A 26363-nucleotide genomic window follows, 5' to 3' on the forward strand; every position below is an offset into this window, starting at 1 on the left:
CTCCCTTAGGGAGATGGGGCCCTTGGCTCAATTGGCCTCGCAAAAAACCGCTTTCCCATTCGCTCGAACAGTGCTTTAACGCGGCCATCCACAGGGGTGCTCCGTACGGTCGGGGCTGAGATGGCGGCGGCAAGCCTCCGGACCCTAAAGCTGATCTGGATAATACCAGCGGAGCGAGGCGGGCCATGTTTTCCGGCGCACAGATTTCCCTTTATCCCATGGCTGACGATTTCGTCGGCGTCATCCTTGGCGCGTTGGGCGCGCTCGATCCTTACCGCGACAGGCTGAGGATCGAGACCGACGATATCTCGACGCTGCTGGTCGGGCCGCCCGAAGTGCTTTTTCCCGCCATGCGCGACCTGTTCGTCGCGGCGGCGAAGAGCGGCAGGCACTGCGTGCTGTCGGCCGCGGTCTCGCGCGGCTGCCCCGGCGAGCCGGACGACCCGATCTGCCGCTCGGACGAGATAGGCGGCCCGGCGATTCCGCTTGAGGAGCGCAAGCGCGCCGCGCTCCGCGCCGTCGAGGCGACGCCCTCGACCGACCAGCCGGTGGCGGCGCAATTCTCGCTCTATGTGATGGGCACCGGCGACCACATGGACGAGATCTATGGCTGCATCGACTTCCTGAAAAACTCCGGCGTCTTCGACCGCTCGAAGAATTTCTGCACCAGGCTGCGCGGCGATGCCGGCGCGGTGTTCGCCACGCTCGCCGAAGCCTTCTGCCGCTTCGGCCCCGGCGCGGGCCACGTGACGCTCGACATAACGATTTCGGCGAACAGCCCGACCGCGGTTTGAGTCGCGTAGCGCTGCCGAGGTAGATGTGATGGCTGTTTCGTTCGGTTCTACGCCGCAAGAAGAGCCTTCGGCGATTGGCGAAAGCCGGGATGCCGTCCAATCTCCCCCCTTGCGGGGGAGATCAGCTGTTGCCAACGCCTTCGCCAAAAGCCTCCCCGCCGCCATCGCTTTCGCTCTTCTCCTCATCGCCTGGGAGCTCTACGCCCGCCTCGGCGGCATCGCGTCCACCGTGCTCCCCGCGCCCTCGCGCGTGCTGGCGCAAGCCTGGGAGAACCGCTCGGCACTTGCCGACAACACGCTGCCCACCATCCGCGCCACGCTGGCGGGCTTTGCCTGCTCGCTCGTTGCCGCCTTCATCCTCTCGGCGCTGGTCGACTTCCTGGCCCCGTTGCGCCGGGCGCTGTTCCCGCTGCTGATCGCCAGCCAGACGTTGCCGCTGGTGGCGATCGCGCCGCTGGTGGTGCTGTGGTTCGGCTTCGGGCTGCTGCCAAAAATCCTGCTCGTGGCGCTGGTCACCTTCTTCCCGATGATGGTGGCGCTGGTCGAAGGCTATGCCGCCACGGCCAAGGAGATCAGCCAGATGCTCGCCGCCATGGGAGCAGGGCGCTGGCGCATCTTTTGGCTGGCGCGGCTGCCGTCGGCGCTGCCCTATTTCTTCGCCGGACTGCGCATCTCCATCACCTATGCCGTGGTGGGCGCCATCTTCGCCGAATATGCGGGCGCCGCGAAGGGGCTCGGCATCTACATGCTCAGCGCCAAGAACAATTTCCGCCCCGACCTGGTGCTTGCCGCCGTCGCGGTCAGCTCGGCGCTGACGCTGGCGCTGTTCGGCCTCGCCGTGCTCGTCCAGCGTCTCGCCATGCCCTGGGAAAATGCAGAGGGCGAAAGGGCGGGGCGCGACGGCGACAAGCCTGTCGGGGAGGGCCGGCCATGACCCGGCTCGAGCTCCGCGACGTGCGAAAGAACTTCGGCGCGCTCGAGGTTCTGGCCGGCGTCTCTCTCCATGTCGGCGCGGGCGAGTTCGTCTCGATCCTCGGTCCCTCCGGCGCCGGCAAGTCGACATTGTTCCAACTGCTCACCGGCGCGATCCGGGGCGAGGGCGAGATGCGCTTCGACGGCGCGCCGCTCGATGGCGCCCGCTTCGCCTTCATGCCGCAGCGCGACGCGCTGATGCCGTGGCGGCGCGTTATCGACAATGCGGCGCTGGGGCTCGAAGTGCAGGGCATGAAGCGGCGCGCGGCGCGCGAGCGCGTGGCGCCGTTGTTCGCCGAATTCGGCCTTGCCGGCTTCGAGCGCGCCTGGCCGGCCGAACTGTCCGGCGGCATGCGCCAGCGCGCCGCGCTCCTACGCACCGTGGTGCAGCAGCGCGACATGCTTTTGCTCGACGAGCCGTTCGGCGCGCTCGACGCGCTCACCCGCGCCGCCATGCAGCGCTGGCTGGAGACGATGTGGCGAAACCATCGCTGGACGGCGCTGCTCATCACCCATGACGTGCGCGAAGCAGTGCTTCTGTCCGACCGTATCTATGTGCTTTCGGCGCGGCCCGCGCGCGCGGTGCGTGAGGTGGCCGTGCCGCTGCCGCGCCCGCGCACCGAGAGCGCGGCGATTGCCCGCGAGGCCGCGGCGATCGAGGCAGGCATCCTCGACACGCTGCTTGGCCAGTCCGATCCGAATTTCCGACCATCCGATGGAGAATTGAAATGACCGATCTGACCCGCCGCCAGGCGCTGTTTCTGGCCGCCGGCCTGCCTCTTGCCGGGGCTGTCACGCACGCCCGTGCCGCCACCCCGCAAAAGATCACGGTCGCGCTCGACTGGACCGTCAACACCAACCACATCGGCCTGTTCGTCGCCCGCGACAAAGGCTTCTATCGCGACGCCGGCCTTGACGTGGAAATCCTGCCCTATGGCGATACCGGCTCGGGCACGCTGGCAGCCAACCGTGTCGCCGATTTCGGCATTTCCGGCTCGCTCGGCCTGTTCACCCAGAAGAGTGCTGGCGCCGACCTGAAGGCCGTCTACGCCGTCGTCCAGTCGGAGACCGGCCGCGTCGTCTTCAACGCCGACCACGCGGCGATCAAGAGCCCGAAAAATCTTGACGGCCTGACCTATGGCGGCTTCGGCAGCGCCTGGGAAAACGCGCTGCTGCGGACCATCATCCGCCATGACGGCGGCAAGGGCGATTTTTCGACCGTGACGCTGGGGACGTCCGCATACGATGCGCTGGCCAACGGCTCGGTCGATTTCACGCTCGAAGTCTCGACATGGGAAGGTGTCGAAGCGGAACTGAAAGGCCTCAAGCAGCGCAGCTTCCGCTACGCCGACTACGGCGTGCCGGACGAGCACACCACGCTGATCGTCTCCAGCAACGCCTTCCTTAGCGCCAATCCGAGAGCCGCCGCCGCTTTCGTCAAGGCGACGCGGCGCGGCTATGCCTTCGCGGTCGATCAGGCGCTGGAGGCGGGCGAACTGCTGATCGCCGCCAACAAGGACACACTCGCCAACCCGGCGCTGATCGACGCCTCGCTGAAGGCGCTGAACGACGGCCATTTCCTGAAGAGTGCCAACGGCGCCATCGGCACGATGGACAAGGCGAAGATGGAGGCGATGGGCGGGTATCTGTTCTCGTCGGGGATATTGCTCGACGGCAATGGCAAGGCGCTGAAGGAGAAGCCGGATATCGAGGCGTACTTCAGCAACGAGTTTCTGGGCGCCTGAGAGGACGAAGGAACGCGGTGTCGCGCCGGAACCCGTCCGGAAATCCGGTGCGGAGCCTAATTCTCAACGATGGCGCGAAGCAGCGCGGTTTTGATGTGCCACCCGGGTTCGCCATGCAGTAACAGGGCGGCCTCATAGAATCTCGCCATGGCCGGGCACAGGCCCGGGAAATCCTGGTTGGCGTTCGAGATAGCCTCCATCTCGGCCGACGTGCCGCCGATCTTTGTGAAAACGTCGGCGACCAGCGACCAGTCCTGATCGCTAGGCACGGCCGCCGGTAGGCCGCTTCTTTTGGCGGCGCCGAAGGCGCGGAACAGCGTGGCGCCGATCCTGTCCAGGTCAGCCAGGAAATCGTGGCCGGGCGCACTGATCGCGTCCGGCCCGTTGCGCAGGTAATTGTTGCAGGTGGCCGGTGTTTCGCGCGCCATGACATGATTGAGCATGTCGAGTTGCGCCGAAAGCGCTTCCGAAGCGTTGCTGTCGGGGGTCGTGGGTAGGAGTGGCGCATATCTATGCCTCAGATCGGCGACCGCCTGTCTGCTGATATCGCGCACTTCTGTTTGGCTTCCGGCCTGGGCCGCGGCAGTGATCTTGCGCAGCATCGCATCGTAGTCGTCCGGAAATTCGCGGGCGATAGCCTCGAATATCTGGAGATCCTGCTTCCGGATCTCGGCATCGATGTCGGCGGTGGTCAGCGTCTGCGGCGGCATCTTTACTGACTGATAGTGGTGATGTCTGCCGCTGCCGAACATCGTTGGCATCACGTTAGTCCCAACGATGCTTACGGGACGACCGCCGCCACTTGCAACCATTTCCAAGGTGACATCCGCCTGCGCTCCGACACCCTTCTCACTCTGCCCCAAGGCTCAGCGCCTTCTTGCGGTCGGCTTCCGCACGCTTGCGGTCGCCCTTGGCTTCCCACACAGCGCTACGCGATTTGTATGCGCCAGCGAAATTTGGCCTTAACTTGATCGCTTGATTGAGGTCGGCGATGGCGCCGTCATAGTCCGCTTTGCGGGCGCGGATCGTGCCGCGGCCGAAGTAACCGAAAACGTTATTGCGATCGAGTCTAAGAACCGTTTCGAAATCGCTGAATGCCCCTGTGTCTTCGTGGTGCTTCATGCGGAACATGCCTCGACTGGCATAGATCCTTGCGTTCGTTGGATCGAGACGGACGGCGTTTTCGTAATCCGCCGATGCCCCGTCATAGTCCCCCTGGTAGCCGAGAACGCGGCCGCGATCGCTGTAAGTGTCACCGATGTCGGGGCCGATAGTGATCGCCTGGCTGAAATCGGCGATGGCACGGGCATAGTCGCCCTTCGTCTCCCAAAGGATGGCGCGCGCTACATATGCGTCTCGGAAGGTGGGGAACAGGGCAATCGCTTTGCCATACTGCGCGATGGCGCCGTCATAGTCATCCCTGCCGTCCAGCACTTGTGCCTTGTTGAAAGCCGCCCTGGCTCCAGGCGGAATGCCACCCGCCGAGGTCGCCGCTCCGCTCTCGATCTTGCCTGACGTCTTTGCCTTCGCCGCCGCCGCAAGCTTGAGGCCCTTGCGGGCGAGGCTCATCTCCGGATCGAGCTTGAGCGCCTGATTGAAATCGGCGATCGCCCGGCCATAGTCACCCTTGGCAGCGAAGGCGCCGCCGCGCCCGAAATAGGCCTGCGCGTCATTGGCGTCGAGCTCGATTGCACGGCTCAAATCGGCGATGGCGCGATCCGGTTCGTTCTTTTTGGTCCACGCGACGGAACGGCCGATGTAAGCGTCCGAGTAGTCGGGGTAGAGCCCGATGACCTTGTTGTAGTCCTCGATGGCCGCGTCGTATTTGCCTTGCCGACAAGCGCGATGGCCCGTCCGACATAGGGCGAGGCATCTTGCGGATCGAGCGCCATCGCCTTGTTGAATTGGGTGATCGCACGATCATATTGGCCCTTGTAGTAGAAGGCGTAGCCGCGATCGACCAGAGCGTTTAGCTTCTTCGAGGATGGCGCGATCGCGTTGCCGCCGACACCGCCTTTCTTCTGCGTGGCCATCGCTGCTTTGCGCGCGGCGGCGTAGTTTGGATTGTGCGGGTCTAGTTTGGCAGCTTGGTCGAGGTCGGCAATGGCATCGGCGTAGTTTTTGCCGTCGGCTCGCACCATGCCGCGTCCGTAGTAGCTGGCGGCGTCTTTCGGATCGATCTCGATCGCCGCTGAAAATGCCTCGATCGCTCGCTTCGGGTTTCCCGTGGCGTACCAGGCCGCTCCGGAACAGAAGAAAGCGCCGCTCGCTTTCGGGTCGAGCCTGATGGCCTTGATGCAATCGTCAAGCGCGCCGTCCGCGTCGCCCGCCGCGGCCTTGGCCAGACCACGGCGCATGAGCGGCGCGGCCGCATCGGGAATAATGGCGATGGCCTTGTCGTAATCGGCGATCGCGCGGGTAAAATCCTTCTTGCCATCAAAGGCCCTGCCACGGCTGAAATAGGCGAGCGGGCTCTTAGGATCGATCGCGATGGCCTCTTCATAGGCCTCGATCGCTTCGTCATACTTTTCTTCGTGCAAGAGGCTGTCGCCCTTGGCCACCGCGACGAGGACGCGGGGATCACTGGTGTCGATAAGCTTCGCCAACTTCGGATCGGCAAGCGAAAGATCGTCACTCGCACCAGGCTTGACCGCAGACGGGGTTTCTGCTGGCGCAACTGCGGTGGCGCTCTGTTCGTTCGCCGTTATGTCGGAGCCGTCCGCTTTGGTCATGCCATCGGCAGGCTCCCCGCTGACGTCCGCCGCTGCCTTGCGGGCTACGGCATAGTCACCATTGCCGGGATCGAGCTTGAGCGCCTGATCGAAATCGGCGATGGCGCCGGCATAGTCTTTCCGATCCGCCCGCACCATGCCGCGCGCGTAGTAGCTGGCGTCATGCCCGGGATCGATCCCGATCGCCACCGAATAGGCGGCGATGGCGCGCCCGGTGTCGCCCTTGGCGTGCCAGGCCATGCCTTTGCAATAGTGGGCGTCGCGCGCCTTCGGGTCGAGCGTCGCTGCCCGATCGCAATCGGCAAGCGCGCCCTCGACATCGCCGGACGTCACCTTGGCGAGCCCCCGGTGAAAATACGCGGCGGCAAAATTGGGGGCAAACTGGATGACCCTGTCGAAGTCGGCGATCGCCTGGCCATAATCGCGTATGGCGGCCCTGGCCCTGCCGCGGCCGAAGTAGCCGAAGCGGTTGTCGGGTTCGAGCGCGATCACCACGTCATAGGAGCCGATCGCCTTGTCGTATTTGCCCATGTCCAGCCAGGCATCGCCTTCCAGGATCGCTTGGAGCGCGCGCTGGTCTTTTGTTTCCAAGGTCTTTGCTGCCAGCGTGTCGTCCGTAGCCGCCAAATTCGGACGGACGATTTGTGGCTTTGGAGCAGCGGCCGCCGCCTTCGGCTGCTCAGGGTCCTGCGACGGTTCAGTTTTGCCCTCATCGCCGGCAGCCTGCTCGTCGCAGCTTGCCGACCGTGTGGAATCCAACTCCACGGCGCGCCGGCAATCCGCCGCCGCGCCGGCGTGGTCGCCCTTGAGCGTCCTGGCGCGGCTGCGGCCCAGATAGGCGTCGGCATTGTCGGGGTCGAGGCTGATCGCCTTGTCGAAATCGAGCAGCGCGCCGTCGACGCCGTATTTCGACAACCGCATCTGGGCGCGCTCGAGCAGTGTCTTGGCGGTCGCCGGATCCCCGCTTGGCTGCGTAGCGGTCGGCTGTTGGCCAGGCAGATTTTCCCAACACGTGCCTGCGCGTTTCCGATCGAGTTCGACCGCTCGCCGGCAATCGCCGATGGCGAGGTCGAAATTGCCGACGAGTGCTTCGGCGATCGAGCGGTTGTAATAGGCATCTGCGTTGTAGGGATCGAGGCCGATGACAAAGCTGAATGTATCTATCGCGCCCTTGGGGTCGACCTGCATCGCCTGCAACCCCGATTTGAGGTTCCAAGCAATGGCGGCGGAGTTATCCTGCTTGGCATATAGTTGCGGCGGCGCATGTGTGGGGGGCGGGATAGGCTTGGCCGGCTGCGGCTCAGCGGGGACTGGGACATCAGCCTGATTGGTCGCAGTGCTCGGCGACCGCAGCACGGGTTGCCCGTTCGCCCTGCTTTTGCTGATTTGGACGCTGAGCCTTTCTTTCCGGTAGTCGGCGTTGGCCGGATCGAGCGCGATCGCTTTGTCGAGGTCCGCAATTGCCTTGTCGGCATCCTTCGCCTCCCAGACGACTGCCCGCTCGAAATACGATTTTGGATCGTCGGAGCTGATGGCAATCGCTTTGTCGAGGTCGGCAAACGCCTCTCGTGAATTGCCGATCTGGGCCATGGTCATGCCGCGCACGCGGTAAGCTTGGGCGTTGGCCGGATCGCGGCGAACGGCTTCATCCAGATCGGCGATGGCGCGGGCATAATTCTTCTTTGAGGCCCAGCTCTTGGCGCGGTTGAAGTAGAAAGCGGAACTTGCTGGATTGAGCCGGATCGCCTCGTCGAATGCGGCGATGGCGCGGGTATGGTCGCCCTTTTCCTGCCACTCTACTCCAATCGCATTTTGAGCAGAAGCTGGGTTTGGGTCGGTCGCGCCGTCGCCCGGCTCACCGAAAGCCTCGACAATCAGTCGCGTGCAATCGCGCCCCTTGTCCGCATCGATATTGGCGATGCGCTTGCAATCGGCCTTGGCTCGCTTGCGATCACGCTCGGCGATTGATGAGCGGGCGCGTTCTAGGTAAGGAGCGATAGGGTCAATACGGACGCTCTCCGCTTTGTCGTAGTCGGCCTGGGCTCGCGTTGCGTCGCCCTTGTCTTCCCACACAACGCCGCGCACGCCATAGGCCATTTCATTGGCGGGATCGATGTCGATCGCCTTGTCGCAATCGGCGATAGCCCGATCATGCTCGCCTTTCTTATTGAGCGCCCGCGCGCGATCGGCATATCGGCTTGCGTCATCCGGCGTAAGCGCGATCGCTTTTGTGTAGTCCGCGACGGCCCGGTCGAAATCCCCTTTGCTCTCCCAGGCGATGGCGCGATTGGTAAATGCGCGGACGTAAGTCGGATCGAGCGCGATCACCTCGTTCATATCGGCGATGAGGTGGGCAATATCGTTCCTCTGTGCATAGGCCAGGCCGCGCACAAAATAGGCGCTTACGCGAAGATCAGGCACCTCGCCTCTGTCCTCGGCGATTGCGGTGCAGGCGGCAACCTGCCGGTCGGCGGAGACTTTGCTCTCGCTGAAGCAAGTGTTGTAGTCTTTGCCAGCCGCGAATGTTTTGCCGCCGAAAGCACCAAGCACAACCACCCCTGCCAGCGCCAGGAGCGGCCCGCGCGAAAGCCAGGCAACAAACGCGCGCGTCAACGCGCCGGTGTGGCGTGACATGATTGATCCTCCCCCCGGAGTGACCGCGACTGCTCTCGCGGATGCCTATATAGTTCTGTTTTTGTTCCCTAATGCAAGCAGAAATTGCGGGGCTGCATTTATGCCCTTGGGGTGGGCCAAATGGAGTTTGGCGAGGACCTTGCGAGAGGGAAGCAAAGCGGCGCCTCAGCTTGGCGGCATCGCTCCCAACGGCTCACATATCGATCATCGACCGCTTCACTCGCCCGATGATGGTGATCGCGCCTTCCAGCTCCGGCGGCGGGATATCCATATAGGACGCCGGCTGGAACGGCGGGTTGTCGTTCGGGCGGTAGCGCTTGTAGGTGGCGCGTCCCGTCTCGTCCGAGATCACGTAGCAGCCATTGGTCACCAGCCGCTTGTCGCGCAAATTGACGAAGATGATCGAATCCGGCGGCGAGATCTTGTTCATCGACGGACCGTCGACGCGCAGCGCGATCCATTCGCCTTCCTCGAGGTCGGCGGTGGGGATGGTCGGATAGTCGGAGAGGTTGACCACGCTGTCCTGGCTGCCGAGCTCGCCGGCGCTGATCCACGACACGATCGGCACGTCGACGGTGACGGGCGAGGGCAGGAGGCTGACGGGCGCCGCTTCCGCGCCGTCGGCATTGAACAGGAGCCAGCCGGGGTCGACGCCGAACAGCCGGCCATATTTCTCCGCCGCTTTCCGGGACAAAGGCCGGTTGCCGTTCTCATGGCTGATCAGCGTGTTCTTGTTGATGTCGCGCAAGGCCCGCGCCGCATCGCTGGGCGAAGCATAGCCGGCCTGGGCGCGCGCCTGCTGCAATCTGTGCCGTGAATCCATCATCGTACAAAATGCCTGAAAATTATCGTCCAAAGTGTACGATTTCGCTTGCGCGGCATTCGTACATAACGTACGCTTAGCGCATGATCGTACATTCCGCAAGCTCTTCCGCATCGCCCGCCGGCGGATCCGCCCAGCCCGCCGACATTCCGGAGCTTATTGATTCCTGGCAGAGCATCGGCGCCTACGCCGCCGATGTGGGCTGCGGCTACGAGGCGGCGCGGCAGATGCGCCGGCGCGGCCGCATCGCGCCGCAGCACTGGCCGCATGTGGTGGCGGCAAGCCGCAGGCACGGCATCGCCGGCGTCAGCTACGAATCGCTGGCCGGCCGCGCCGCGGCCGCCATGCAAGGGGAGGCGGCATGAACGCGCCTCCCTCGATCCATGAATTCCAATCGCCCGGACCGTCCTCCTCCCCGGTCAGGGCGCTTTCCGGGGCGCTTGCCCCGGATCCGGTCGAACCGCCCGCACCCCGGTTCACCGGAGCGGCCGGAGCCGTTCCTCCCCCGGCTCCGGCCGCCACTTATGGCGGCGCATCCTGCATCCGCACCGAGGACGGAACCGTCATCCTGTTCGACCGGGCGACGGGTCTTGCGGTGTCGGGCCTGACCCGCGCCGCGGCCGAGGCAGCGCTGCTTCGGCTGACCGGCGCCGCCTGACTTCAACCGATCGCTGACCTGACCGGGGCCTCGCGGCCGAACCCTGGCGCTCGTCCGCGCCTTCGACAAGCAAATGGAATGAGAAGAATGGCAGCCGCCTACACGCAAAAGGAAATCGACGAGATCGCCACCTGGCTGAAGGAGGGGCTTTCGGCCTCGCGCATCGCCGGCCGCTTCAGCGCCCTGCGCGGCGCCCCGGTCTCGCGCAACGCCATCATCAGCATCGTCCACCGCAACGCGGGCCTGAGCGCCATCGGCTTCGCCAACCCCAAGGGCGGCCGCGCCGGCGGCCGGCCGAGGAAGCATGCCGCACGGCCGGATCGCCCCGGCCGGCGCGCCAGGGTAGCCGCTGGAGGCGTGACGCTCTCCGAACCTGCAGCACTTGCCAGATACGCCGAGCTGGCGGAAGGCGCCGGCGCTGAAGCGCTTGATCTCCGCCTAACTGGGCGCGATGCCCAGTCCACTCTCCGCAGCCGCAGCGCAGCTGTTGCGGAGGACGGGCAGGACAGAGAGGAGCGCTGTCCGGCCGACCTCTCAGCCTATGGCATCACCACACAAACGGACGCCGTCACCGCCCGCGCCCCCAAGCCCAAGAAACCCAAACCCCGCAAACCCGCGCGCATGCTTCCACCCGCCTGGCTCACCCCCGGTGGGCGCGAGAAATCCGAAGCGCAGCGCTACACGCTGCCCGCGCCGCCGCCGCCGGTAAAGCCCGGCCGCCAGCCGCATGTCGCGGCGATGCGTTTCCTCGATTGCCTGTTCGGCCGCTGCCGCGCGCCGCTCGACCTGGCGCTGCGCGAAACGCCGGAACACGATCCCGCCGGCGCGCGCCCGGCACCGGACATGCTTTGCTGCGGCCTGCCGACGTCGGCCGCGCGCTCCTACTGCGCGCATCACCATGCCAGGTTCCACGGCCATCGCGGGAGGAGGATGTGAGAGGCGAGGCGTATGCGCGCTTGTGTTCCTCGCCCCCGCCGATAGCGGGGGAGAGGTGTCCGCGAAGCGGACGGGGATAGCGCCGACGACGGCAGGACGAAACGCCGCGCGGCGAGAACCCGCTGTCGAGCTTGGCGCTCCACGAAAAACCCCTCTCCGTCGCGGCTTCGCCGCGCCACCTCTCCCCACTTCGTGGGGCGAGGAACCTTGATCCATGCGCGAAGGAACTCAGCCTCTCCCGTTGGCCATCCACCCCGCCACCCACAAAGGACCGCTCCATGCCCCGCAAAGCCGCCAAGAAACCGCAACCCCCGAAACTCCCCAAAGGCGAGGCCGAGCAGGTGCGCATCCGCCGCGAGGTCGGCCACGACTTCGCGCTGAAGACTGACCCCTTCGGCCGCCAGCGCCTCACCACCGGCACTGCGGAGGCGCGGCGCGTCTATGAGGTGTCGAACGGCGGCTACACCTCCACCGGCGGCGTCGTGCGCCTGCGCAATGTCGACCCGCTGGTGGGCATCACCTCGCTCAGCCGGCAGCAGCGTGAGGCAGGAGGGCGCTTCCGCGACGACTTCGAGCGCAGCCAGCGCGAGGGCCTGCAGCCACAATCCTGGAGCGAGCGCGTCGATGGCGGCCGCGTCGGCGGCGGCGTCCCCGACCGCGTGCTGTCAGCCGGCCGGGCGCATGCCCACGCTGTTGCTGCGCTGGCCCATTGGGACGTGGCGGAGGTGGCGCGAAGAATCTGCCTCGAAGGCCAGTCGGTGAAGGCCATCGCCGAACGCAGCGGTGAGGGGCGCGACGTGGTGGTGAAGCTGTTGAAGGTGGGGCTGGATTTACTCGCGGTGCACTATGGGATGATGGGGAGGAAGGCCGGGTGAAGGAAGATTCACCAGCAATAACAGAAGTGCACCTTGCAGATCGTTGTGCGGCCGGGCAGCCTGTCTTGGTCGTTCGTCTTTTGGGGTTTTGACGTAATGCAATACGTTTTCGGTACTTTGGTGCCTCAACATTTTCTACCCGCGCTGGGTTTCATTGCCGTCAGGCAAACACAGATGGACAAGGCTGTTAATCAGTCCATCGGCGACCTAACAGGGCTTGATCACAGCTCACTGATTGCACTGCTTTCGCCCGTAATGAACCTCTCGACTCGGGTAGAGATGTTGGAACGCATTATCCCCTTAAAAATTGAGGATATCGTGGACAGGTGTAAGCTTGTAGCCATCGCGCGGGAGGTCAGAGACCTGAATAGTCTTCGCAACAGGCTTATCCACGATCTGCCGTATGCCTATTCACCAAGCGAAGATTCTCTTATGTTCGTCAGGTCAGAAACATGGACCGACCCGCAGGTTAAGGCCAGTTTACCGAAACACGTTACACCCGAAGGGTTGTATGAACTTGGCAATCGCATGTTACAGGCCGAGATCTGGCTTGGCATGAGGTTTCAGTCCAGTGGTGTCGGTCTGGAGGCGCATCCCGATTGGCTAGACCGCACCAAATTTCCGTGGCCGGATAAATTCGAGCAATTGCTTCGAAATCTAAAAACCGAGCAACCCTGACTCTGCGGTTCTCACCCCTTCGGCTTCCCCTCCCACCCAAACACACTCCGTCCGCCCAGCAAATGCGACTGGTCCATCTCGCCGGCGACGATCTCCTTCAAGCTCGGCCCCGTCACATAGCGCTCCATCCGGCGTGACTCGCCGTCCAGCCGCCTCAGCGCCTCCAGTTCCTCGGTTCGTCCGAGCTTTGCCTTGCTCACCGCCGATTTCAGCACGCCGATCGTCTCGTCATAGACCTTCAGCGGCACGGGGAAGGGGTGGCGGTCCTTGCCGCCATGGGCGAGGGAGAAGCGGGCCGGGTCGGAGAAGCGAAAGGGTGCGCCATGCACCACTTCCGAGACCATGGCCAGCGCCCGCACCGTGCGCGGGCCGACACCCGGAACCAGCAGCAAATCAGGAAAATCCTTCGGGCCGCTTTCGATGGCCGAGGCGATGTTGCCGTGCAGGCGGCGCATGACGATGTCGCTCTCGCGCACGTCATGATGCGCGGGCATGACGAGGTTGGGCAGCAGCGGCTGCGCGGCGGGCTCAGGTTCGGGCCGCGGTTCCAGCAGGGCAAGCTCGGCGAGGATCTTTTCCGGGCTCATGGTCTTGAGCAGCTCGATCTGGCCGCCGCGGGCTTTTTCGGCGCGACGGTCGGTGAGGTTGACGATCTGCCCTTGGGCCTCGCCCTCGATCGCCGCATGCGGCTGGTCGACGAAGCTGGTCAGCCCCTCCGACAGCCAGTGATAGCGGCGCGCCTGGCGGGCGTCGCCGTTCATGCCTTGCTGCACCACCACCCAGCGCCCGTCATCGGCGACGATGAAGCCGTGCAGATAGAGGTCGTAGCCGTCCTGCACGGCGGCGCTGTCCACCTTGGCGACGAGGCGGCTGGCGGTGGCTAAAGCCTCACCGTCAAGCCCGACGCGGTCGCCGATGGCCAGCAACTCGCCGGGCGTCTTGCGCGAATGCGCGCCGCGCCCGCCGCAGACATGGATGCCGAGCTCGTTGCTGAGCGGATTTAGCCCCCGCTTCAGCGCGCCGATGACCGAGGTGGTGATACCGGAAGAATGCCAGTCCATGCCCATCACGGCCCCAAAAGACTGGAACCAGAAGGGATGCGCCAGGCGCCGCAAAAGCTCGTCGCGGCCGTAATGGTGGATGATCGCTTCGCACAGCACGGCGCCGAGCTTCGTCATGCGCACGCCCAGCCATTTCGGGACCCGCCCGCCATGCAGCGGCAGGTCGACGCTGCCGCTTCGCTGCGTCACCTTTCGTTCTCCCTGGAACCGGCGACTTAGATCGCATTTCGGCGGGGATTTGCAAGCGGCTGATCTCCCCACAGGGGGAAGATCAGCTTGTCGGTGTGCGGCCGCTGCTACCTACCTGCGCCCGTAGAGCCTGTGATGGTGCCGGTAATGGTGCCTGTGGTGATACCGGTGGGGATAGACGTAGTAATGTCTATGATACCGATGGTACCGGTAGTGGGGATAGCGGACCACGTAGCCGGGATAATCGTCGTAGTAGCGCGGGCCGTAATAGCGGCCGCCGTAATCGTAGAACGGGCCGCCATAGAACGGGCCGCCGTAGAACGGATAGCCGCCAAACGGTCCGATACCGAGGCCGAAGAATCCCTGAGCGTCTGCCGGCGCGACCGTGGCCACCGCCGACGCGAGGGCGATCGCGGAGGCGAGTAGAAGCTTTTTCATGGCAACCTCCTCCTGAAGGTTCGCATCGACAACGCTTGGCGCGCCGAAAGGCTGCCAAGGAACTGGCGCGCCTGCCCGGAAAATCACCGGGATTTGAAGTCGCACTCACCCGCCGGCGGTGGACATGGCTAACCGCAGACGCGCACCTGCCGCATGAACCGATGGTCATGACTGCGGGTTCTCACCATTTCGATCCGGCAATGGCGGCGGGCGTGTGCGGCATTCGGCGGGGCGACATAGAAGCTGTCATGGTCGTCGTGCTCACCGGGGGCGTAGTTGAGATAGGGGCCGCCCCAATAGGAGCCGTAGACCGGCACGGAGCCGTAGCTGTCGTAAAAATCGCCGAAGGGACCGTAGTCGAAATAACTGCCGCCGAGGAATACATTGCCTGCATCCGCAGGCATGACGGTGGTCGCAGCCGAGGCCAGGGCGAGCAGCGAGGCAAACACGAATTTGCGCATGACAAGCCTTCTCCTGAGGTTCGCCATGATAACGCGCGGCCCGCCGAAAAAGTCCGGCCGCGTCGCGCAATCAGCAAGATTTGAAGGCTTTGTGAGCGCCGGGAGCCGCCCCGGGGCGGGATCGGCCATCGCGCGGGACGCCGGAGGCGGTTCCCGCGCGATCCACGTTGGCTCGCTTAGTAGCGGTTGTAGCCGTTACCGCACACCCGCACTTCCTCCACCACGCGGTGGTGGCGGCGCCAGTGGGTCACCAGTTCGGTGCGGCAATGATGGCGATGATAGCGGTGATGGTAGCGCACCACATAGCCGCCATTGTCGTAATCGTCATTGTAGACGTGGCGGTAGTAGCGGTGCGGATAATAGCCGCCATAATAGTCATCATCATAGCCCGGCCCGATGCCGATACCAAGCTGAACGCCGCCGGCGCTGGCCGGCGCGATCGCGAACGCCGAGGCGATGGCGATCATCGAAGCAAGCAGAAGCTTTTTCATCGCTGCCTCCTTGAGTTTGCAGGACGCCCCTTCGGCAAGACAACGGTTTCGGGCGGTGCATGTTCCCGAAAACCGTCGGGTTGCCGCCCTTGGACAAGGCACTGGCCGCGGCGCCAGCCGCTTGGTCCGGCGCATTGCTGCCTCTCCGTAAGGCAATGAGCTCAGATATTTATTAGCGTATCTGCAACCGACCGGGCCGCGGCGCATCGCACGCCGGCGAAATATCTCTGATCATTGCCAGGCAGCAGGCAGGCTCGATGGTGTGCTGCCCGGCCGTCTGCATGGTCGGCAAGCCTTCGACCGCGACCCAGCCCGACAGATCGTCGCTTTCGGCAAGGTCGACGCGGTGACCGGCGCGCTTTCGAACAAGGCGGCGGTCACGTTGAAAACCCGCCCACCGCCGCCGCCAGCCGGCGCGCCGGAAGCAATTGCAGGCCGCGGAGGAAGGGCGGGGCGCCCGCCAGTCGGCATGACAATGAAGAAAGAAAACTCGCCGGGCTTGCCCCTGGTGCCCAAAGCCCACACGCCCGGCGAGATTTAAGACCTGATCCCCCGATCAGGACCGGCGGGAGGACACCGGCAATACTCATTATAGCAAGGCTGATGCCAGTCCCGAAACGGGACAGTGATGCTCGATGCCGCAAACTCTGTGCGACGCCTGTTAAGTGTTGCTAATATGCCACGGCCTATCGCCTCAGCCAGCTATCGGTTCCGTAGGCATCCGTCGCCGCTTCGCCTCGCTTTGTCGCATCGCCGCGTGCACCGCATGCCGCCATCGGCTATCTCATCCCCAGCCAATTCCGGCGACCCCAGGAGCATCCGATGACCAGACCCACCATTCTCAAATTCGGCCCCGCCGAGCATGCCGAAGGCGGCGACCTGCCGGGCTGGATCGCTGTCGAAGGCTCGCCGACCATGCAGACGGCCGTGCAGCACACCACCGAAGACGGCAAGGTGATGTCCGGCACCTGGCGCGCCTCGCCCGGCACCTATCACGCCACCTACACCGACTATGAATTCGTCCACATGATCGCCGGCCGCATCATCATCACCCCCGACGGCGGCGAGCCGGTCGAGGTCGGCGCCGGCGATGCCTTCGTCGTCGAGGCCGATTTCAAGGGCACCTGGAAGATCCTCGAGCCGGTGACCAAGCATTTCGTCGTCGTGGTGGAGTAGGGGGCTGCGCTGAACCTGCTGATCTCCCCCACGAGGGAGGAGATTGACAGCTTCAGCGCCCCACCTTCGAGATCACCCTTTTCTCCACCTCCGGCTCCAACGATTCCGCGAATGGCGTCGCCATATGGTGCTGGTCGCGGAAGGCGAGCTTGCCGTCGATGAAGACGTGGCAAATGGTGGCGCTGCAGAAGCGGTCGGTGAGGTCGACGTAAGCGGCGTTGGGAATGCTGTCGACGATGTCGCGTTCCACCGCCGCCATGGTGTCGTTGGCGGCGTAGGCGCGCGTCTGGTCGCAGCGCGAGGGCGTCTCGTCCCGCCACAGCGCCCGCGCCACGCAGGTGTCGACATTGGCGTTGTTGAACGGCACGTCGCGGATGAAGGCGATCTTGAGCCCCGCCTTGCTCAGGCTGGTGAGGGTGGAGCGCAGGCCGGCCCGCCAGTCGGCGTCCTGGCTCCGCGTGTCGCCGCCGCGGCCGGCCATTTTGCGGCCGCTGGTCAGCGCCAGCTCCGAGATGACCACCAGCGCCGGTCTCGCCTCGATGATCTCGGCGATCGCCTGCTCGCGCCAGCGGTCGCACTCGCTATAGGGACGCTTGAGCTCGGACGACCAGACGCTGATGCGCGAGGCGCGGCAGGAATTCTTCAGCCAGGTCACCACCCGGTAGCCATTCTTCCGGCCCGCCTCGATCAGCGGCGTCGACCAATGGTCGGCATGGGAGTCGCCGAAGAGGGCGATCAGGCGCTGGCCATCGCCGAACACGCAAGGCTTCGGCGTCACGCTCTGGTAATCCTGCACGCAGCCGGCTTTGGCCCGGGCCGTCGACGGTTCGGCGGCGCTGGCGGCGATGATGCGCTGTTCCGGATCGAGGTCGTGCACGGCAAGCCTGGCACTGCCATAGGCGGCTGCGACGCCGGTGCCGGTCAGGAGGAGGGCCGGCACCAGCGCCCGCGCCGCACTGGCCATCAGCCAGCCGTTGCGACGGATCGGGTTCTCGATGAGATGATAGCTGAGGATGGAGAGCGCCAGCGTCACCGCGAGGCACAGCAGCCGCTCGGCCGGCGTCAGGTCCGGCGCCAGCATGCCGGCATAGACGATGACCGGCCAATGCCACAGATAGAGCGAATAGGAGAGCTTGCCGATCCATTGTAAGGGCGGCAGCGCCAGGGTGGCATTCGCGCAATTCCATTCGGAATTGCGCGAGCCCTCCCTGGCGCCGGCCGCTCCCGCCTTGAGCAGAAGGACCGTGCCGGCTACCGGCAGAAGCGCCAGAAAGCCGGGGAAGGGAGCGTCCTCGCTGAAGGTGAGATATGCGGCCCCGATCATCGTCAGGCCGGTCAGACTTAACGCCCGCCCCAGCAGCGGGCGCTCCTGCAACAGCCGTGCCGGCGCCATCGATACGAGGCCGCCGGCGGCAAATTCCCATGCGCGCAGCGGCGAAAAATAGAAGGCCCAGGGCTGCGACACGCTCGTCAGCCAGGCACAGGCGATGAAGGAGACGAGGCCGACGGCGCCGATCGCAATTACGATGGCGCGCTTGCCGGGCTTCATCCAGGCGGCCAGCAGCAAAAGCGCCGGCCAGGCGAGATAGAATTGCTCCTCGACCGACAGCGACCAGTAATGGATGAACGGGTTGCTCGTGGCGTCATTGGCGAAATAGTCGAACGACCAGCGGATCAGCCACAGATTGATCATATAGGCCGAGGCGAACATCGCGCCCTTGGAATAAAGCGCCTGCTCCTCCGGCGACAGGATGAGCGCGCCGGCGCAGAGCGTCGCGGCGATGACGAAAAGCGCCACCGGCAGCAGGCGCCGCGCGCGCCGGGCGTAGAAGCGCAAAAGGTCGAGCCGGCCGGTCTCGGAAATCTCGGCGGCGAGATGGCGGGTGATCAGATAGCCCGAGATGACGAAGAAGATGTCGACCCCGGCAAAGCCGCCGGGCAGCGCGGTGAGGCCGAAATGGAAGGCGACGACGCCCGCCACGGCCACCGCCCGCAAGCCTTCGATGTCGGGCCGGAAATCCTGCGCAGGTGTTGACACGAATACGAACCTCACGATGCTCGTTCGTATCCCGCCTGCCCTAAAGCCTCGGCCCTACGCGCCGATATCGCAACGCAACAAATCTAACGCGGTGCAACATAAGGGGAGGGCGAGGGCGGCCCTCCCGATCTCCCCTGCCATCACGCCTTCTTCAGGAACTCTGTCTTCAGCACCAGGCCCTTGACCTGCTTGGTGTTGCATTCGATCTCGCCGGGATTGCCGTTGAGCCGGATGTTCTTCACCAGCGTGCCGCGCTTGATCGTTTCAGACGTGCCCTTGACCTTGAGGTCCTTGATGAGGGTCACGGAGTCGCCGTCTTTCAGCGGCGTGCCGTTGCTGTCTTTTACGATAGGGTCCGTCATGGCGGTCTTTCATCGGTTGGGTGGCCTCGGCCCGCCTATCGCGCCGACCACGGCCTGGTCAAGCTGCGCTGGAACCAAGGGAGGCTCACCCCCAATCATCACTTCGGCCTCGATCTCGACCGGGAAATTCAGGGGCAGGGCGGCGACGCCGATGGCGGTGCGGGCGTGACGGCCGATCTCAGGGCCGAAGACCTCGAGGATGAGCTCCGAAAAGCCGTTCATCACCGCCGGTGTCTCGGTGAAGCGCAATGCCGAATTGACCATGCCGTGCACGCGGCACCAGCCGGTGATCCGGTCGAGGCTGCAGAGCTCGCGTTTGAGGCTGCCGAGTATCGACAGCCCGACCTTGCGGGCCGAAGCCCGCGCCTCGCCCAGCGACACGCTCTCGCCGACCGCGCCGAACGGGCCGGCAAGCGAGCCGTCCGGCTCCTGCGGCCCGTGGCCGGAGATATAGGCGCGGTCGCCGCGCACATTCACCCAGGGAAAGGGCAGCACCATGCCCGGCGGCAGTTTCAGCGGCGGTGGCAGTACGATGCCGAGCGCGGCAAGCTTTTCGTCGGCACCCGGCATGGCACGGCCTTCCTTCTCGCACAGCGCCATCGCGGCGCCGTGTCCGAGCTTTCCGGTTCGCTGGCCCTTCGTCAAGAACGGCTTGGATCTGCAGAAGAATGATCTGGGGCGACTGGCCGGAAGCCTGACCCGCGCGGATCGTGGCCTTGCATCCGCGCGGGCAGGCGCCGCCCCCGCCGGCGGCGCCAAGCCCCCAGCCGTCAGGCTGGCGGCTGTTGGTTCGGCCGTCCGGCCGCTGCTTTTCCCCGCCGATCCCGGATGATGAACCGGCTATGGGTCCCCGGAATGGCTACCTTTTGTCTTACGCGGTAGCGGACCAAAACCGTCGAGCACGGCTTCCGGAATTGCTCTAGAAGTGAAGGTCCAGCGGCTGCGGATAGGCTTGGCCCGGTTCGGCGCCCTTCGACGTCAGGCCGGCCGAAGGCACGATGCCGCCGGTGGCCGTCTGATCGAGCGGCTGCCGGCTCTTCTCGGCGCCGGTCTTTGTTTCGGTCAACGGGATTTTCGTTTTGGCTTCGGCGGCTTGCGACAGCGCAAGTGCCATAACAAGCGTGGATAGAAGGATTTTCATGGCAGCTCCCTGGATTCACCCCGAAGCGACCCTAGCGCCGCTTGTCTCGTCGCGAAGGCCACGCGCGCGGAACACTGTGGAATTCTTTGGAATTCCAGTAATATTAGTGGATGGAAAACAAACGCCGCCGCCGGGAATGGAGATTGTTTGCCGGCGCGCTAGCCAGGAGCGTCGGAGAAGCTCGGCGATTCCCGCCGGAACGCCGAACTGCTTAGGTGGCGAAGAACATCGGGGACCTTTTGCATGGCGCAGCAAATCGCGCAAAAACTAAGGCTGACTTCGGCCTTGCTGGGAACGGTGACCCGCAAGGACCTGGCGGCGGCGTTCCGCGCCGTCAACCCGAACACTGCGTTCGATCTCGGCCGCGCCGACAAATGGTTGCAAGGCCGCGCGCGGCCGCGACAGATGAGCGTCTATGACGACTGGGCGAGGCTGCTCGAACTGGAGCAGTCCGGCGCCTGGATCGCCGAGAGCGAGCTACCGGCCTTCACCGCCGCCATCGCGGCCCGCCACGGCGTCGACAGCGCCGAGCTGGAGCGACGCGCCGGCATGCAGTTCGATGCCTCCTCGCATGACGAGCGCGGCGCCGGCTCCGGGCTTGCCGGAACCTATGCATGCTATTCTCGCGCCTGGTCGCCCTATTATCGCGGCCAGTTGATCAAGGGCCGCTTGTCGATCGAGGCCGGGCCAGGCGTGCATGGGCTGACGGCTACCTATGGCGAGACGTTGCCGACGGGGCACTTGCAACTCGTCGGCCCGGTGATGCCGGCAAAGCGCGGTGTCTATCTGCATCTCAAGGATGTCGGCGGCGACACGCAGTTCTTCCTGTGCCTGTTCCCGCAGACACAGCCGGTCAGCGTGCTCGGCGGCTATATGTGCGGCTCGGCCGTCATTGGTCCCGAAGCGCAGCCCTCGCTGACCCGGATACTGCTGGTGCGGCTGCGCGATGCGGCAACCGGCGCCGCGACATGGGGCGGGTACCTGCCGGCCGGCGGTTCGATTGCCGCCGACCTGGTAAGCCTCGGTATCGGCCTGGAACATCCGGAAGCGGTCGACCGGCAGCTCGACCAGTTCCTTGACGCCTACAGCGATGACGGCGCTATCCAGATTCCGCCGGGAGAGTTCCGCGCCATCCTCGACGTGTTCGACCGCCATTGGCTGCAGCACTCGGGTTGACCCTAACGCGGTCGTAAAGTTCCATCGGGGGGCGGCGCAAAGGGGCTTCCCATGAAGAAGACTTACGAGAAGCCGGTGCTGTCGAAGCGCCAGAAGCTGTCGAGCGTCGTCGCGAACGCCTCGAATCCCGCGCCGTAACACAGGCGCACCGATCACATTGGCTGGCGAGCCGATCGGCTCGCCAGCCAAATTTACGCGCTCGCCGAATTATCCTTCCGCCAAATTTATCCCTCCGCTTGACGCGGCGGTCGCCGGGCATATCTTGCTGTCCTGATTTCATCGTCGACCGGGCCGAGACAGCCGATGAAGAAGCCATATCGCAAACCGACGCTTGCCAGACGTGACAGGCTTTCGGCGGTGACCGCCGCAGTGCCATCCTCGGGCTTCACGTTCTGAGATCCGATCAGACCGGCCAGGAGCGGGCGGTACACTTCGAAGGTGCCCGCCCGTCCGGCGCCGCCGCCAAGCTGCTGAAACCCCGTCCGTCCCCAACAGCAACGGTCATGGCGTGACCAGTGGTTTGCGGAGTGCCATTGGCGCGGTGTCCTGTCAACGCCGCCGGCGAGCGGCCCGGGAGCGCCTTTTTAGCCGCCTTTTCGTGCCCGAAGCACGCTTTGCGGTCATGCCGGGGCCAAGCCAAGAAGCCCTGAAATAGCGGAATTCCGGGCTTTTCCGATGTCCACCAGGCCGCGCCGCACATATATGCCTATCCGCTTGAATAGGCTGATTTTTCGGTGGTCGGCATGTCACTTCGACCCCGACTTTTTTTGGGTGCAATTCGGCAATGCAGCATTGGCGCCCGGCGAAGACGGGTCTCGCCGTTGAAAACGGCATCGGACCCATTTGTGTGCCGTTTCATGATCCGCTCATGAAAGACGTGATAGAATGTCGCCAACGAATGGGGGAAGTTGCGATGGCCAATCGGTTGTTCGAGGTTCTTGCCAGACGGCGGTCATGGCTGGATCGGATCGCATTGGGGCTGCTTGTCTTTCTGGCGACTCTGGTCGCCGCGCTGATGGGCGGCGCCAGCACCTGAAGCAATTCCGGGAAAAGTGCGAAGCGTTCAAAGCCACGGATCGCCTATTTCCTCTGTCCGATTGCTTTGAATTCGAAGATCGTGGGCCTGAGCCTGACCGGCCTCGGCCGCTCGGTGAGGTCGACGACGCGGACCCACCTGTCAGCGCCGGCACGCAACGTGACTTTCCGGCCAAGCGCCTTCTCAGCCGCCTCGAAAGGCGTCTTGGCTTCCGCCGAATGCACCGCGACGACGGCTTCGCCGTCTATTTCCTCGACGCGATAGGTTTTCATGCGCGTCTCCAGGGCGCCCGCCGTTTCGCTTCTCGCGCAAGCGCCTTTTATATTAGAAATGGCGAATAAAATGCAAGATTCCCACGCCCGGCCATCAGTTGATCGGGGAAGCCTGTACATTGGAGGGCGCGCTGTAGCCGCGCAGGCCGGTTCCGTTGCAGGCCCGGCAGGAAACCAGTTGTCCCGGGCAATTGTCGTGCAATGCACCCGAGGGGCAGCATGTGCCGTTCGACGCCACCTGCTTCCCGCACTCGAACACCTTGCCGGCGCCCAGGCACCGGGGGCAGGCGAACTTCCTGAATTCGCTCAAGCGAGCCTCCGGCTGTTTCACAGGCGCCCGGGAACGCGCTGATTGCGCCGCGGGTTCCATGACAGACACGGTTTGTCCTGCGTGCGATAGTATACATTAGTTATGGCTAATATTTATAGGGATATCGCCTGCAACGCGCGGTTGGTTCCGTGGGGCCGGCGTATCAGGGCAAGGGTTCCTCGCCGTGGTGAAAGGAGGGAGAGGAAAGGCGGCACACCTCTTTCACCAGCCCGCGCAACCAGCGGTGCGCCGGATCGGCATCGAGCCTCGGGTGCCACAAGAGCGAGATCGTCAGCGCGGCGAGCTTCACCGGCAGCGTGAAGGTGAACAGGCCCTCGCGCAGGGTGCCGGTATAGCGCTCCGGCACGGTGGCGATGAGGTCGGAGCCGCGTGCCAGCGCCAGCGCCTCGGCAAAGCCGCCGACCACGGTCGTGACTTTCCGCGTCAGTCCGGCGTGTTCCAAGGCGTCGTCCATCGGGCCGCGGTCGAGGCCACGGCGCGAGATCAATATGTGCCGGCCGGCGGCGAAGCGGGCGGCGGTGATGCGGCCTTCGCTCAAAGGATGGCCGGCGCGCGCGACGCCGACGAATCGGTCGCGGAACAGCGCCTGCGTGCGTATCTCGGGTCCGGTCGAGCCGCCGACCACGCCGGTCTCCAGATCGACCGCGCCCCCGCGCATCGGGCCGCTGTCCTTGTCGGGCTTGGGCACGAAGCGCAATTGCACGCCCGGCGCCTCCTCGGCCACGCGGGCGAGCAGCGCCGGACCGAAATTCTCGACGAAACCGTCGCTGTTGCGGAGCGTGAAGCTGCGGTCGAGCCGCGCAAGCTCGAGCCGTTCGGCCGGCCGCAGCACCGCTTCGGCTTCCGTCACCAGCCGGCCGACCTCGGCGCCCAGCTCGATGGCGCGCGGCGTCGGCACAAGGCCGCGTCCGGCGCGCACCAGAAGCGGGTCGCCGGTTGTCTCGCGCAGCCTCGCCAGCGCCCGGCTCATCGCCGAGGGGCTGAGCTTCAGGCGCCGCGCGGCCTTGGCGACGCTGCCCTCGGCAAGCAGCACATCCAGCGTGACGAGCAGGTTGAGATCGGGTCGCGACATGGCGCGACCATAGCATGGATCCGTCAAACGGACATGGCGTTTGATGCACTGTTCAGGTGCAAGCGCTGCGCGTTCCGCCATGTCAGACGCGCGCTTATCTTCCCCGGCAAGTTCAACCGACGGAGAAGATCATGGCCGACATCGCCGAAACCCGCGCCGCGCCTGGAAGCCATTCGGCGGCTGGCGCGCTGGCCAGCCTGTCGCTTGCCATGCTCGTCTCCTCGCTCGGCACCAGCATCGCCAATGTCGCGCTGCCGACGCTGAGCTTGGCCTTCGCGGCGTCCTTTGCGGCGGTGCAATGGGTGGTGCTGGCCTATCTGCTCGCTATCACCGCGCTGATCGTCAGCGTCGGGCGTCTCGGCGATCTCGTCGGCCGCCGGCCGCTGCTGATTGTTGGCCTGACGCTGTTCAGCGCCGCCTCGTTTGCCGCCGCGCTCGCGCCGTCGCTGGCCTTTCTGATCGGCGCCCGCGCCGTGCAAGGCCTGGGCGCGGCGGTGATGATGGCGCTGACGATGGCTTTCGTCGGCGAGACGGTGCCGAAGGAACGCACCGGCAGCGCCATGGGTCTGCTCGGCACCATGTCGGCGGTCGGCACGGCACTGGGGCCTTCGCTTGGCGGCGTGCTGATCGCCATTCTCGGCTGGCGCTCGATCTTCCTCGTCAACGCCGGGCTCGGCGCCGTCGCGCTGCTCGCCGCCTGGCGCTTCCTTCCAGCGGCGATGCCCGCCAGCGAAGCGGCTGGCATCGTCCGCCGAGCGATGCCAGCCGGCAAAGCAGCAGGTATCGTCCGACGAGCGACAGGTGTCCGTGGAGAGGCGAGGGGTCGTTTCGATATGCTGGGCACGCTGCTGCTTGCCGCCACGCTTGCCGCCTATGCGTTGTCCATGACCATGGGGCGCGGCCATTTCGGCGGCCTGAACATCGCGCTGCTCGGCGCGGCCGCGGCCGGCGCGGTGTTGTTCCTTATCGTTGAGGCCAAGGTGGCGTCACCCCTGGTCAAGCTCGCGCTGTTGCGCGACCCGGTGCTGGCGCCGAGCCTCGCCATGAACGCGCTGGTTTCGACGGTGATGATGGCGACGCTGGTTGTCGGCCCCTTCTTCCTGTCGCGCGCCTTGGGCCTCGGCGACGCGGCAACCGGGGCCGTGCTGTCGATCGGGCCTGTCGTCTCGGCACTGTGCGGCGTCATTGCCGGGCGCGTCGTCGACCGCCTCGGCGCGGCGGCGATGGTCACCGCCGGGCTGATGCTGATGGTCGCCGGCTGCGTCGCGCTGGCCGCCCTGCCAGGCCTCTTCGGCGTTGCCGGCTACGCGGCGGCGATCATACTGCTCACGCCGGGCTACCAGCTCTTCCAGGCGGCCAACAACACGGCCGTCATGGCCGATGTCGACAGGAACGAGCGCGGCGTGGTGTCGGGCATGCTCAGCCTCTCGCGCAATCTCGGCCTCGTCACCGGCACGGCGGTGATGGGCGCGGTGTTCGCCTTCGCCGTGGGGACGGGGAACATCGCGGCGGCGCCGCCTGAGGCGGTTGCCGGCGGAATGCGGTTCACCTTCGCTGCGGCGTCGGTGCTGGTGGCGGTCGCAGCAGTGATTGCGGTGGCTGGACGAAGGAGCGAGTGATCTTCCTTGGACCTCTCAAGGGAGAGATTCCAGGCTTCCGTGATCGCGTAATTTCGCCGCCGGCCGCGAAGACTATCTTTGCCTTGCGGCGGTGCCCATTCCGCCTTCGGCCGGTGCCTCGGCTACCCCAACGAACCCCATCCACTGCGGCACCGGCCCATCCTCCCACCTGATCTCGATCGAGCGCCGGAAGCGGATGGCGATGTCCGCCTTGCCCCGGAACCAAAGCGGCGGGCAGCGGTTTACCCCGGCGAAGGGATGATCAGAAATTAGGAAAAGAGCAATGAAAACAGTGCTTCTTGCTGCCCTGGCGCTTTTTGTCGCCGCCCCCACCGTGGCTTCCGCGGCCGAGGCCGATATCGTCATCGGCACGCATCACAGGCATCATTACCACCACCGCCCGGCGGTCATCATCAATGAGGAAGGCCACCGCCTGCACCACCGCCATCACGGCACGGTCGCCTTCTATGACAATGGCGAGCGCGGCTGGCGTCACCGCCATCACCGCCGTGACGACACCGTCGTCGTCACCGGTTCGATCGGCCATCGGCACCATCATCGTCCGGTCGTGGTCGAGAGCGGCTCCGACTACTGAGGTTCCATCGATCATCGAAGACAAATCCGGTCCGCTGGCGCGTCATGGCGCATCAGCC

28 protein-coding genes, 1 pseudogene and 1 riboswitch are annotated in these 26363 nt (G+C 65.0%); of the genes and pseudogenes, 14 read left to right on the top strand and 15 right to left on the bottom strand.

Features of this window, described 5'->3' with window-relative positions:
- The first annotated feature begins 82 nt into the window (after positions 1-82).
- Positions 83-195, top strand: a riboswitch (TPP riboswitch).
- From FJ424_RS02645 to FJ424_RS02660, 4 genes are all read left to right on the top strand, one after another.
- A complete protein-coding gene (locus FJ424_RS02645; RefSeq protein WP_140652197.1) occupies positions 186-794 on the top strand; it encodes a YkoF family thiamine/hydroxymethylpyrimidine-binding protein in 609 nt (202 codons plus the stop codon). (Overlaps the previous riboswitch by 10 nt.)
- 28 nt (positions 795-822) lie before the next feature.
- On the top strand, positions 823-1728 hold the full coding sequence (locus FJ424_RS02650; protein ID WP_140652195.1) for an ABC transporter permease: 906 nt from the start codon (positions 823-825) through the stop codon (positions 1726-1728).
- Positions 1725-2498 carry an ABC transporter ATP-binding protein gene (locus FJ424_RS02655; RefSeq protein WP_140652193.1) on the top strand — a complete coding sequence of 258 codons (774 nt, stop codon included), beginning with the start codon at positions 1725-1727 and terminating at the stop codon, positions 2496-2498. Before FJ424_RS02650 ends, FJ424_RS02655 begins: the two co-directional genes overlap by 4 nt.
- Positions 2495-3511, top strand: coding sequence for an ABC transporter substrate-binding protein (locus tag FJ424_RS02660; RefSeq protein ID WP_140652191.1), 1017 nt, complete (start codon positions 2495-2497; stop codon positions 3509-3511). The genes FJ424_RS02655 and FJ424_RS02660 overlap by 4 nt, the downstream gene beginning before the upstream one ends.
- A gap of 56 nt (positions 3512-3567) precedes the next feature.
- Here the strand turns inward: FJ424_RS02660 and FJ424_RS02665 are convergent, their stop codons facing one another.
- From FJ424_RS02665 to FJ424_RS02680, 4 genes are all read right to left on the bottom strand, one after another.
- The gene (locus FJ424_RS02665) at positions 3568-4329 is read right to left on the bottom strand and encodes a hypothetical protein (protein WP_246677121.1); all 762 of its coding nucleotides are present in this window, start codon (positions 4327-4329) and stop codon (positions 3568-3570) included.
- 31 nt (positions 4330-4360) lie between these two features.
- A complete protein-coding gene (locus tag FJ424_RS02670) occupies positions 4361-5323 on the bottom strand; it encodes a tetratricopeptide repeat protein (RefSeq protein WP_246677132.1) in 963 nt (320 codons plus the stop codon).
- Positions 5209-8877, bottom strand: a complete 3669-nt coding sequence (locus FJ424_RS02675; RefSeq protein WP_140652187.1) for a tetratricopeptide repeat protein — start codon at positions 8875-8877, stop codon at positions 5209-5211. The genes FJ424_RS02670 and FJ424_RS02675 overlap by 115 nt, the downstream gene beginning before the upstream one ends.
- Before the next feature lie 193 nt (positions 8878-9070).
- Entirely contained in the window at positions 9071-9703 is a 633-nt protein-coding gene (locus FJ424_RS02680) for a S24 family peptidase (RefSeq protein WP_140652185.1), read from the bottom strand.
- 80 nt (positions 9704-9783) lie between these two features.
- Between FJ424_RS02680 and FJ424_RS02685 the strand changes: the two genes are divergently transcribed.
- The 5 genes from FJ424_RS02685 (at position 9784) to FJ424_RS02705 (ending at position 12847) form a co-directional block, all read left to right on the top strand.
- Complete coding sequence (locus FJ424_RS02685; protein WP_140652183.1) at positions 9784-10065, top strand: hypothetical protein; 282 nt, start codon at positions 9784-9786, stop codon at positions 10063-10065.
- On the top strand, positions 10062-10358 hold the full coding sequence (locus tag FJ424_RS02690; RefSeq protein WP_140652181.1) for a hypothetical protein: 297 nt from the start codon (positions 10062-10064) through the stop codon (positions 10356-10358). The genes FJ424_RS02685 and FJ424_RS02690 overlap by 4 nt, the downstream gene beginning before the upstream one ends.
- Before the next feature lie 87 nt (positions 10359-10445).
- Positions 10446-11294: a GcrA cell cycle regulator gene (locus tag FJ424_RS02695; protein WP_140652179.1), complete on the top strand. Its 849-nt coding sequence runs from the start codon at positions 10446-10448 to the stop codon at positions 11292-11294.
- A 278-nt stretch (positions 11295-11572) separates the two neighbouring features.
- Complete coding sequence (locus tag FJ424_RS02700; RefSeq protein WP_140652177.1) at positions 11573-12169, top strand: DUF6456 domain-containing protein; 597 nt, start codon at positions 11573-11575, stop codon at positions 12167-12169.
- 33 nt (positions 12170-12202) lie between these two features.
- Entirely contained in the window at positions 12203-12847 is a 645-nt protein-coding gene (locus tag FJ424_RS02705) for a hypothetical protein (RefSeq protein ID WP_140652175.1), read from the top strand.
- 11 nt (positions 12848-12858) lie between these two features.
- Here FJ424_RS02705 and FJ424_RS02710 read toward each other — a convergent pair whose 3' ends face one another.
- The 4 genes from FJ424_RS02710 to FJ424_RS02725 form a co-directional block, all read right to left on the bottom strand.
- On the bottom strand, positions 12859-14097 hold the full coding sequence (locus tag FJ424_RS02710; RefSeq protein ID WP_140652173.1) for a DUF763 domain-containing protein: 1239 nt from the start codon (positions 14095-14097) through the stop codon (positions 12859-12861).
- 111 nt (positions 14098-14208) lie between these two features.
- Complete coding sequence (locus FJ424_RS02715; protein WP_140645419.1) at positions 14209-14535, bottom strand: hypothetical protein; 327 nt, start codon at positions 14533-14535, stop codon at positions 14209-14211.
- A gap of 128 nt (positions 14536-14663) precedes the next feature.
- Positions 14664-14996: a hypothetical protein gene (locus FJ424_RS02720; RefSeq protein WP_140652171.1), complete on the bottom strand. Its 333-nt coding sequence runs from the start codon at positions 14994-14996 to the stop codon at positions 14664-14666.
- Between the two features lie 176 nt (positions 14997-15172).
- Complete coding sequence (locus FJ424_RS02725) at positions 15173-15487, bottom strand: hypothetical protein (RefSeq protein WP_140645421.1); 315 nt, start codon at positions 15485-15487, stop codon at positions 15173-15175.
- A gap of 822 nt (positions 15488-16309) precedes the next feature.
- Here FJ424_RS02725 and FJ424_RS02730 point away from each other — a divergent pair.
- Positions 16310-16663 (top strand): cupin domain-containing protein, encoded by a 354-nt coding sequence (locus FJ424_RS02730; protein WP_140652169.1) that lies wholly within the window; start codon positions 16310-16312, stop codon positions 16661-16663.
- Positions 16664-16715: 52 nt separating this feature from the next.
- Here FJ424_RS02730 and FJ424_RS02735 read toward each other — a convergent pair whose 3' ends face one another.
- The 4 genes and pseudogenes from FJ424_RS02735 to FJ424_RS02750 form a co-directional block, all read right to left on the bottom strand.
- Positions 16716-18701, bottom strand: coding sequence for an acyltransferase family protein (locus FJ424_RS02735; protein ID WP_140652167.1), 1986 nt, complete (start codon positions 18699-18701; stop codon positions 16716-16718).
- Between the two features lie 140 nt (positions 18702-18841).
- Entirely contained in the window at positions 18842-19063 is a 222-nt protein-coding gene (locus FJ424_RS02740) for an alkylphosphonate utilization protein (RefSeq protein ID WP_040980560.1), read from the bottom strand.
- Between the two features lie 93 nt (positions 19064-19156).
- Positions 19157-19633 (bottom strand): annotated as a pseudogene (locus FJ424_RS02745) (RidA family protein); the annotation flags it as partial.
- Positions 19634-19982: 349 nt separating this feature from the next.
- On the bottom strand, positions 19983-20204 hold the full coding sequence (locus FJ424_RS02750) for a hypothetical protein (RefSeq protein WP_140652165.1): 222 nt from the start codon (positions 20202-20204) through the stop codon (positions 19983-19985).
- A gap of 243 nt (positions 20205-20447) precedes the next feature.
- On the opposite strand from FJ424_RS02750, the gene FJ424_RS02755 reads away from it, so the two are divergent.
- Together FJ424_RS02755 and FJ424_RS02770 are read left to right on the top strand one after the other, a co-directional pair.
- Entirely contained in the window at positions 20448-21380 is a 933-nt protein-coding gene (locus FJ424_RS02755) for a hypothetical protein (protein WP_140652162.1), read from the top strand.
- A gap of 784 nt (positions 21381-22164) precedes the next feature.
- On the top strand, positions 22165-22416 hold the full coding sequence (locus FJ424_RS02770; RefSeq protein ID WP_140652160.1) for a hypothetical protein: 252 nt from the start codon (positions 22165-22167) through the stop codon (positions 22414-22416).
- A gap of 44 nt (positions 22417-22460) precedes the next feature.
- On the opposite strand, the gene FJ424_RS02775 is transcribed toward FJ424_RS02770, so the two are convergent.
- From FJ424_RS02775 to FJ424_RS02785, 3 genes are all read right to left on the bottom strand, one after another.
- Entirely contained in the window at positions 22461-22688 is a 228-nt protein-coding gene (locus FJ424_RS02775) for a hypothetical protein (protein ID WP_140645428.1), read from the bottom strand.
- A 94-nt stretch (positions 22689-22782) separates the two neighbouring features.
- Positions 22783-22998: a hypothetical protein gene (locus tag FJ424_RS02780; protein ID WP_140652158.1), complete on the bottom strand. Its 216-nt coding sequence runs from the start codon at positions 22996-22998 to the stop codon at positions 22783-22785.
- A gap of 163 nt (positions 22999-23161) precedes the next feature.
- On the bottom strand, positions 23162-24091 hold the full coding sequence (locus FJ424_RS02785; RefSeq protein ID WP_140652156.1) for a LysR family transcriptional regulator: 930 nt from the start codon (positions 24089-24091) through the stop codon (positions 23162-23164).
- Positions 24092-24222: 131 nt separating this feature from the next.
- On the opposite strand from FJ424_RS02785, the gene FJ424_RS02790 reads away from it, so the two are divergent.
- Together FJ424_RS02790 and FJ424_RS02795 are read left to right on the top strand one after the other, a co-directional pair.
- Positions 24223-25710 (top strand): MFS transporter, encoded by a 1488-nt coding sequence (locus FJ424_RS02790; RefSeq protein ID WP_140652154.1) that lies wholly within the window; start codon positions 24223-24225, stop codon positions 25708-25710.
- A gap of 283 nt (positions 25711-25993) precedes the next feature.
- Positions 25994-26305: a hypothetical protein gene (locus tag FJ424_RS02795; protein WP_140652152.1), complete on the top strand. Its 312-nt coding sequence runs from the start codon at positions 25994-25996 to the stop codon at positions 26303-26305.
- The last annotated feature ends 58 nt before the right edge of the window (positions 26306-26363 follow it).

It is taken from the genome of Mesorhizobium sp. B3-1-8 (genome assembly GCF_006439495.1).
Classification (GTDB): Bacteria; Pseudomonadota; Alphaproteobacteria; order Rhizobiales; family Rhizobiaceae; genus Mesorhizobium.

Bases quoted from the DNA above. Each gene is read 5' to 3' on its own strand.
- FJ424_RS02675 (WP_140652187.1), bottom strand. From the start codon at position 8,877: ATGTCACGCCACACCGGCGCGTTGACGCGCGCGTTTGTTGCCTGGCTT.
- FJ424_RS02645 (WP_140652197.1), top strand. From the start codon at position 186: ATGTTTTCCGGCGCACAGATTTCCCTTTATCCCATGGCTGACGATTTC.
- FJ424_RS02795 (WP_140652152.1), top strand. From the start codon at position 25,994: ATGAAAACAGTGCTTCTTGCTGCCCTGGCGCTTTTTGTCGCCGCCCCC.
- FJ424_RS02695 (WP_140652179.1), top strand. From the start codon at position 10,446: ATGGCAGCCGCCTACACGCAAAAGGAAATCGACGAGATCGCCACCTGG.
- FJ424_RS02680 (WP_140652185.1), bottom strand. From the start codon at position 9,703: ATGATGGATTCACGGCACAGATTGCAGCAGGCGCGCGCCCAGGCCGGC.
- FJ424_RS02655 (WP_140652193.1), top strand. From the start codon at position 1,725: ATGACCCGGCTCGAGCTCCGCGACGTGCGAAAGAACTTCGGCGCGCTC.
- FJ424_RS02690 (WP_140652181.1), top strand. From the start codon at position 10,062: ATGAACGCGCCTCCCTCGATCCATGAATTCCAATCGCCCGGACCGTCC.
- FJ424_RS02740 (WP_040980560.1), bottom strand. From the start codon at position 19,063: ATGACGGACCCTATCGTAAAAGACAGCAACGGCACGCCGCTGAAAGAC.
- FJ424_RS02650 (WP_140652195.1), top strand. From the start codon at position 823: ATGGCTGTTTCGTTCGGTTCTACGCCGCAAGAAGAGCCTTCGGCGATT.
- FJ424_RS02770 (WP_140652160.1), top strand. From the start codon at position 22,165: ATGCAGCATTGGCGCCCGGCGAAGACGGGTCTCGCCGTTGAAAACGGC.
- FJ424_RS02685 (WP_140652183.1), top strand. From the start codon at position 9,784: ATGATCGTACATTCCGCAAGCTCTTCCGCATCGCCCGCCGGCGGATCC.
- FJ424_RS02715 (WP_140645419.1), bottom strand. From the start codon at position 14,535: ATGAAAAAGCTTCTACTCGCCTCCGCGATCGCCCTCGCGTCGGCGGTG.
- FJ424_RS02660 (WP_140652191.1), top strand. From the start codon at position 2,495: ATGACCGATCTGACCCGCCGCCAGGCGCTGTTTCTGGCCGCCGGCCTG.
- FJ424_RS02720 (WP_140652171.1), bottom strand. From the start codon at position 14,996: ATGCGCAAATTCGTGTTTGCCTCGCTGCTCGCCCTGGCCTCGGCTGCG.
- FJ424_RS02785 (WP_140652156.1), bottom strand. From the start codon at position 24,091: ATGTCGCGACCCGATCTCAACCTGCTCGTCACGCTGGATGTGCTGCTT.
- FJ424_RS02700 (WP_140652177.1), top strand. From the start codon at position 11,573: ATGCCCCGCAAAGCCGCCAAGAAACCGCAACCCCCGAAACTCCCCAAA.
- FJ424_RS02775 (WP_140645428.1), bottom strand. From the start codon at position 22,688: ATGAAAACCTATCGCGTCGAGGAAATAGACGGCGAAGCCGTCGTCGCG.
- FJ424_RS02730 (WP_140652169.1), top strand. From the start codon at position 16,310: ATGACCAGACCCACCATTCTCAAATTCGGCCCCGCCGAGCATGCCGAA.
- FJ424_RS02790 (WP_140652154.1), top strand. From the start codon at position 24,223: ATGGCCGACATCGCCGAAACCCGCGCCGCGCCTGGAAGCCATTCGGCG.
- FJ424_RS02750 (WP_140652165.1), bottom strand. From the start codon at position 20,204: ATGAAAATCCTTCTATCCACGCTTGTTATGGCACTTGCGCTGTCGCAA.
- FJ424_RS02725 (WP_140645421.1), bottom strand. From the start codon at position 15,487: ATGAAAAAGCTTCTGCTTGCTTCGATGATCGCCATCGCCTCGGCGTTC.
- FJ424_RS02755 (WP_140652162.1), top strand. From the start codon at position 20,448: ATGGCGCAGCAAATCGCGCAAAAACTAAGGCTGACTTCGGCCTTGCTG.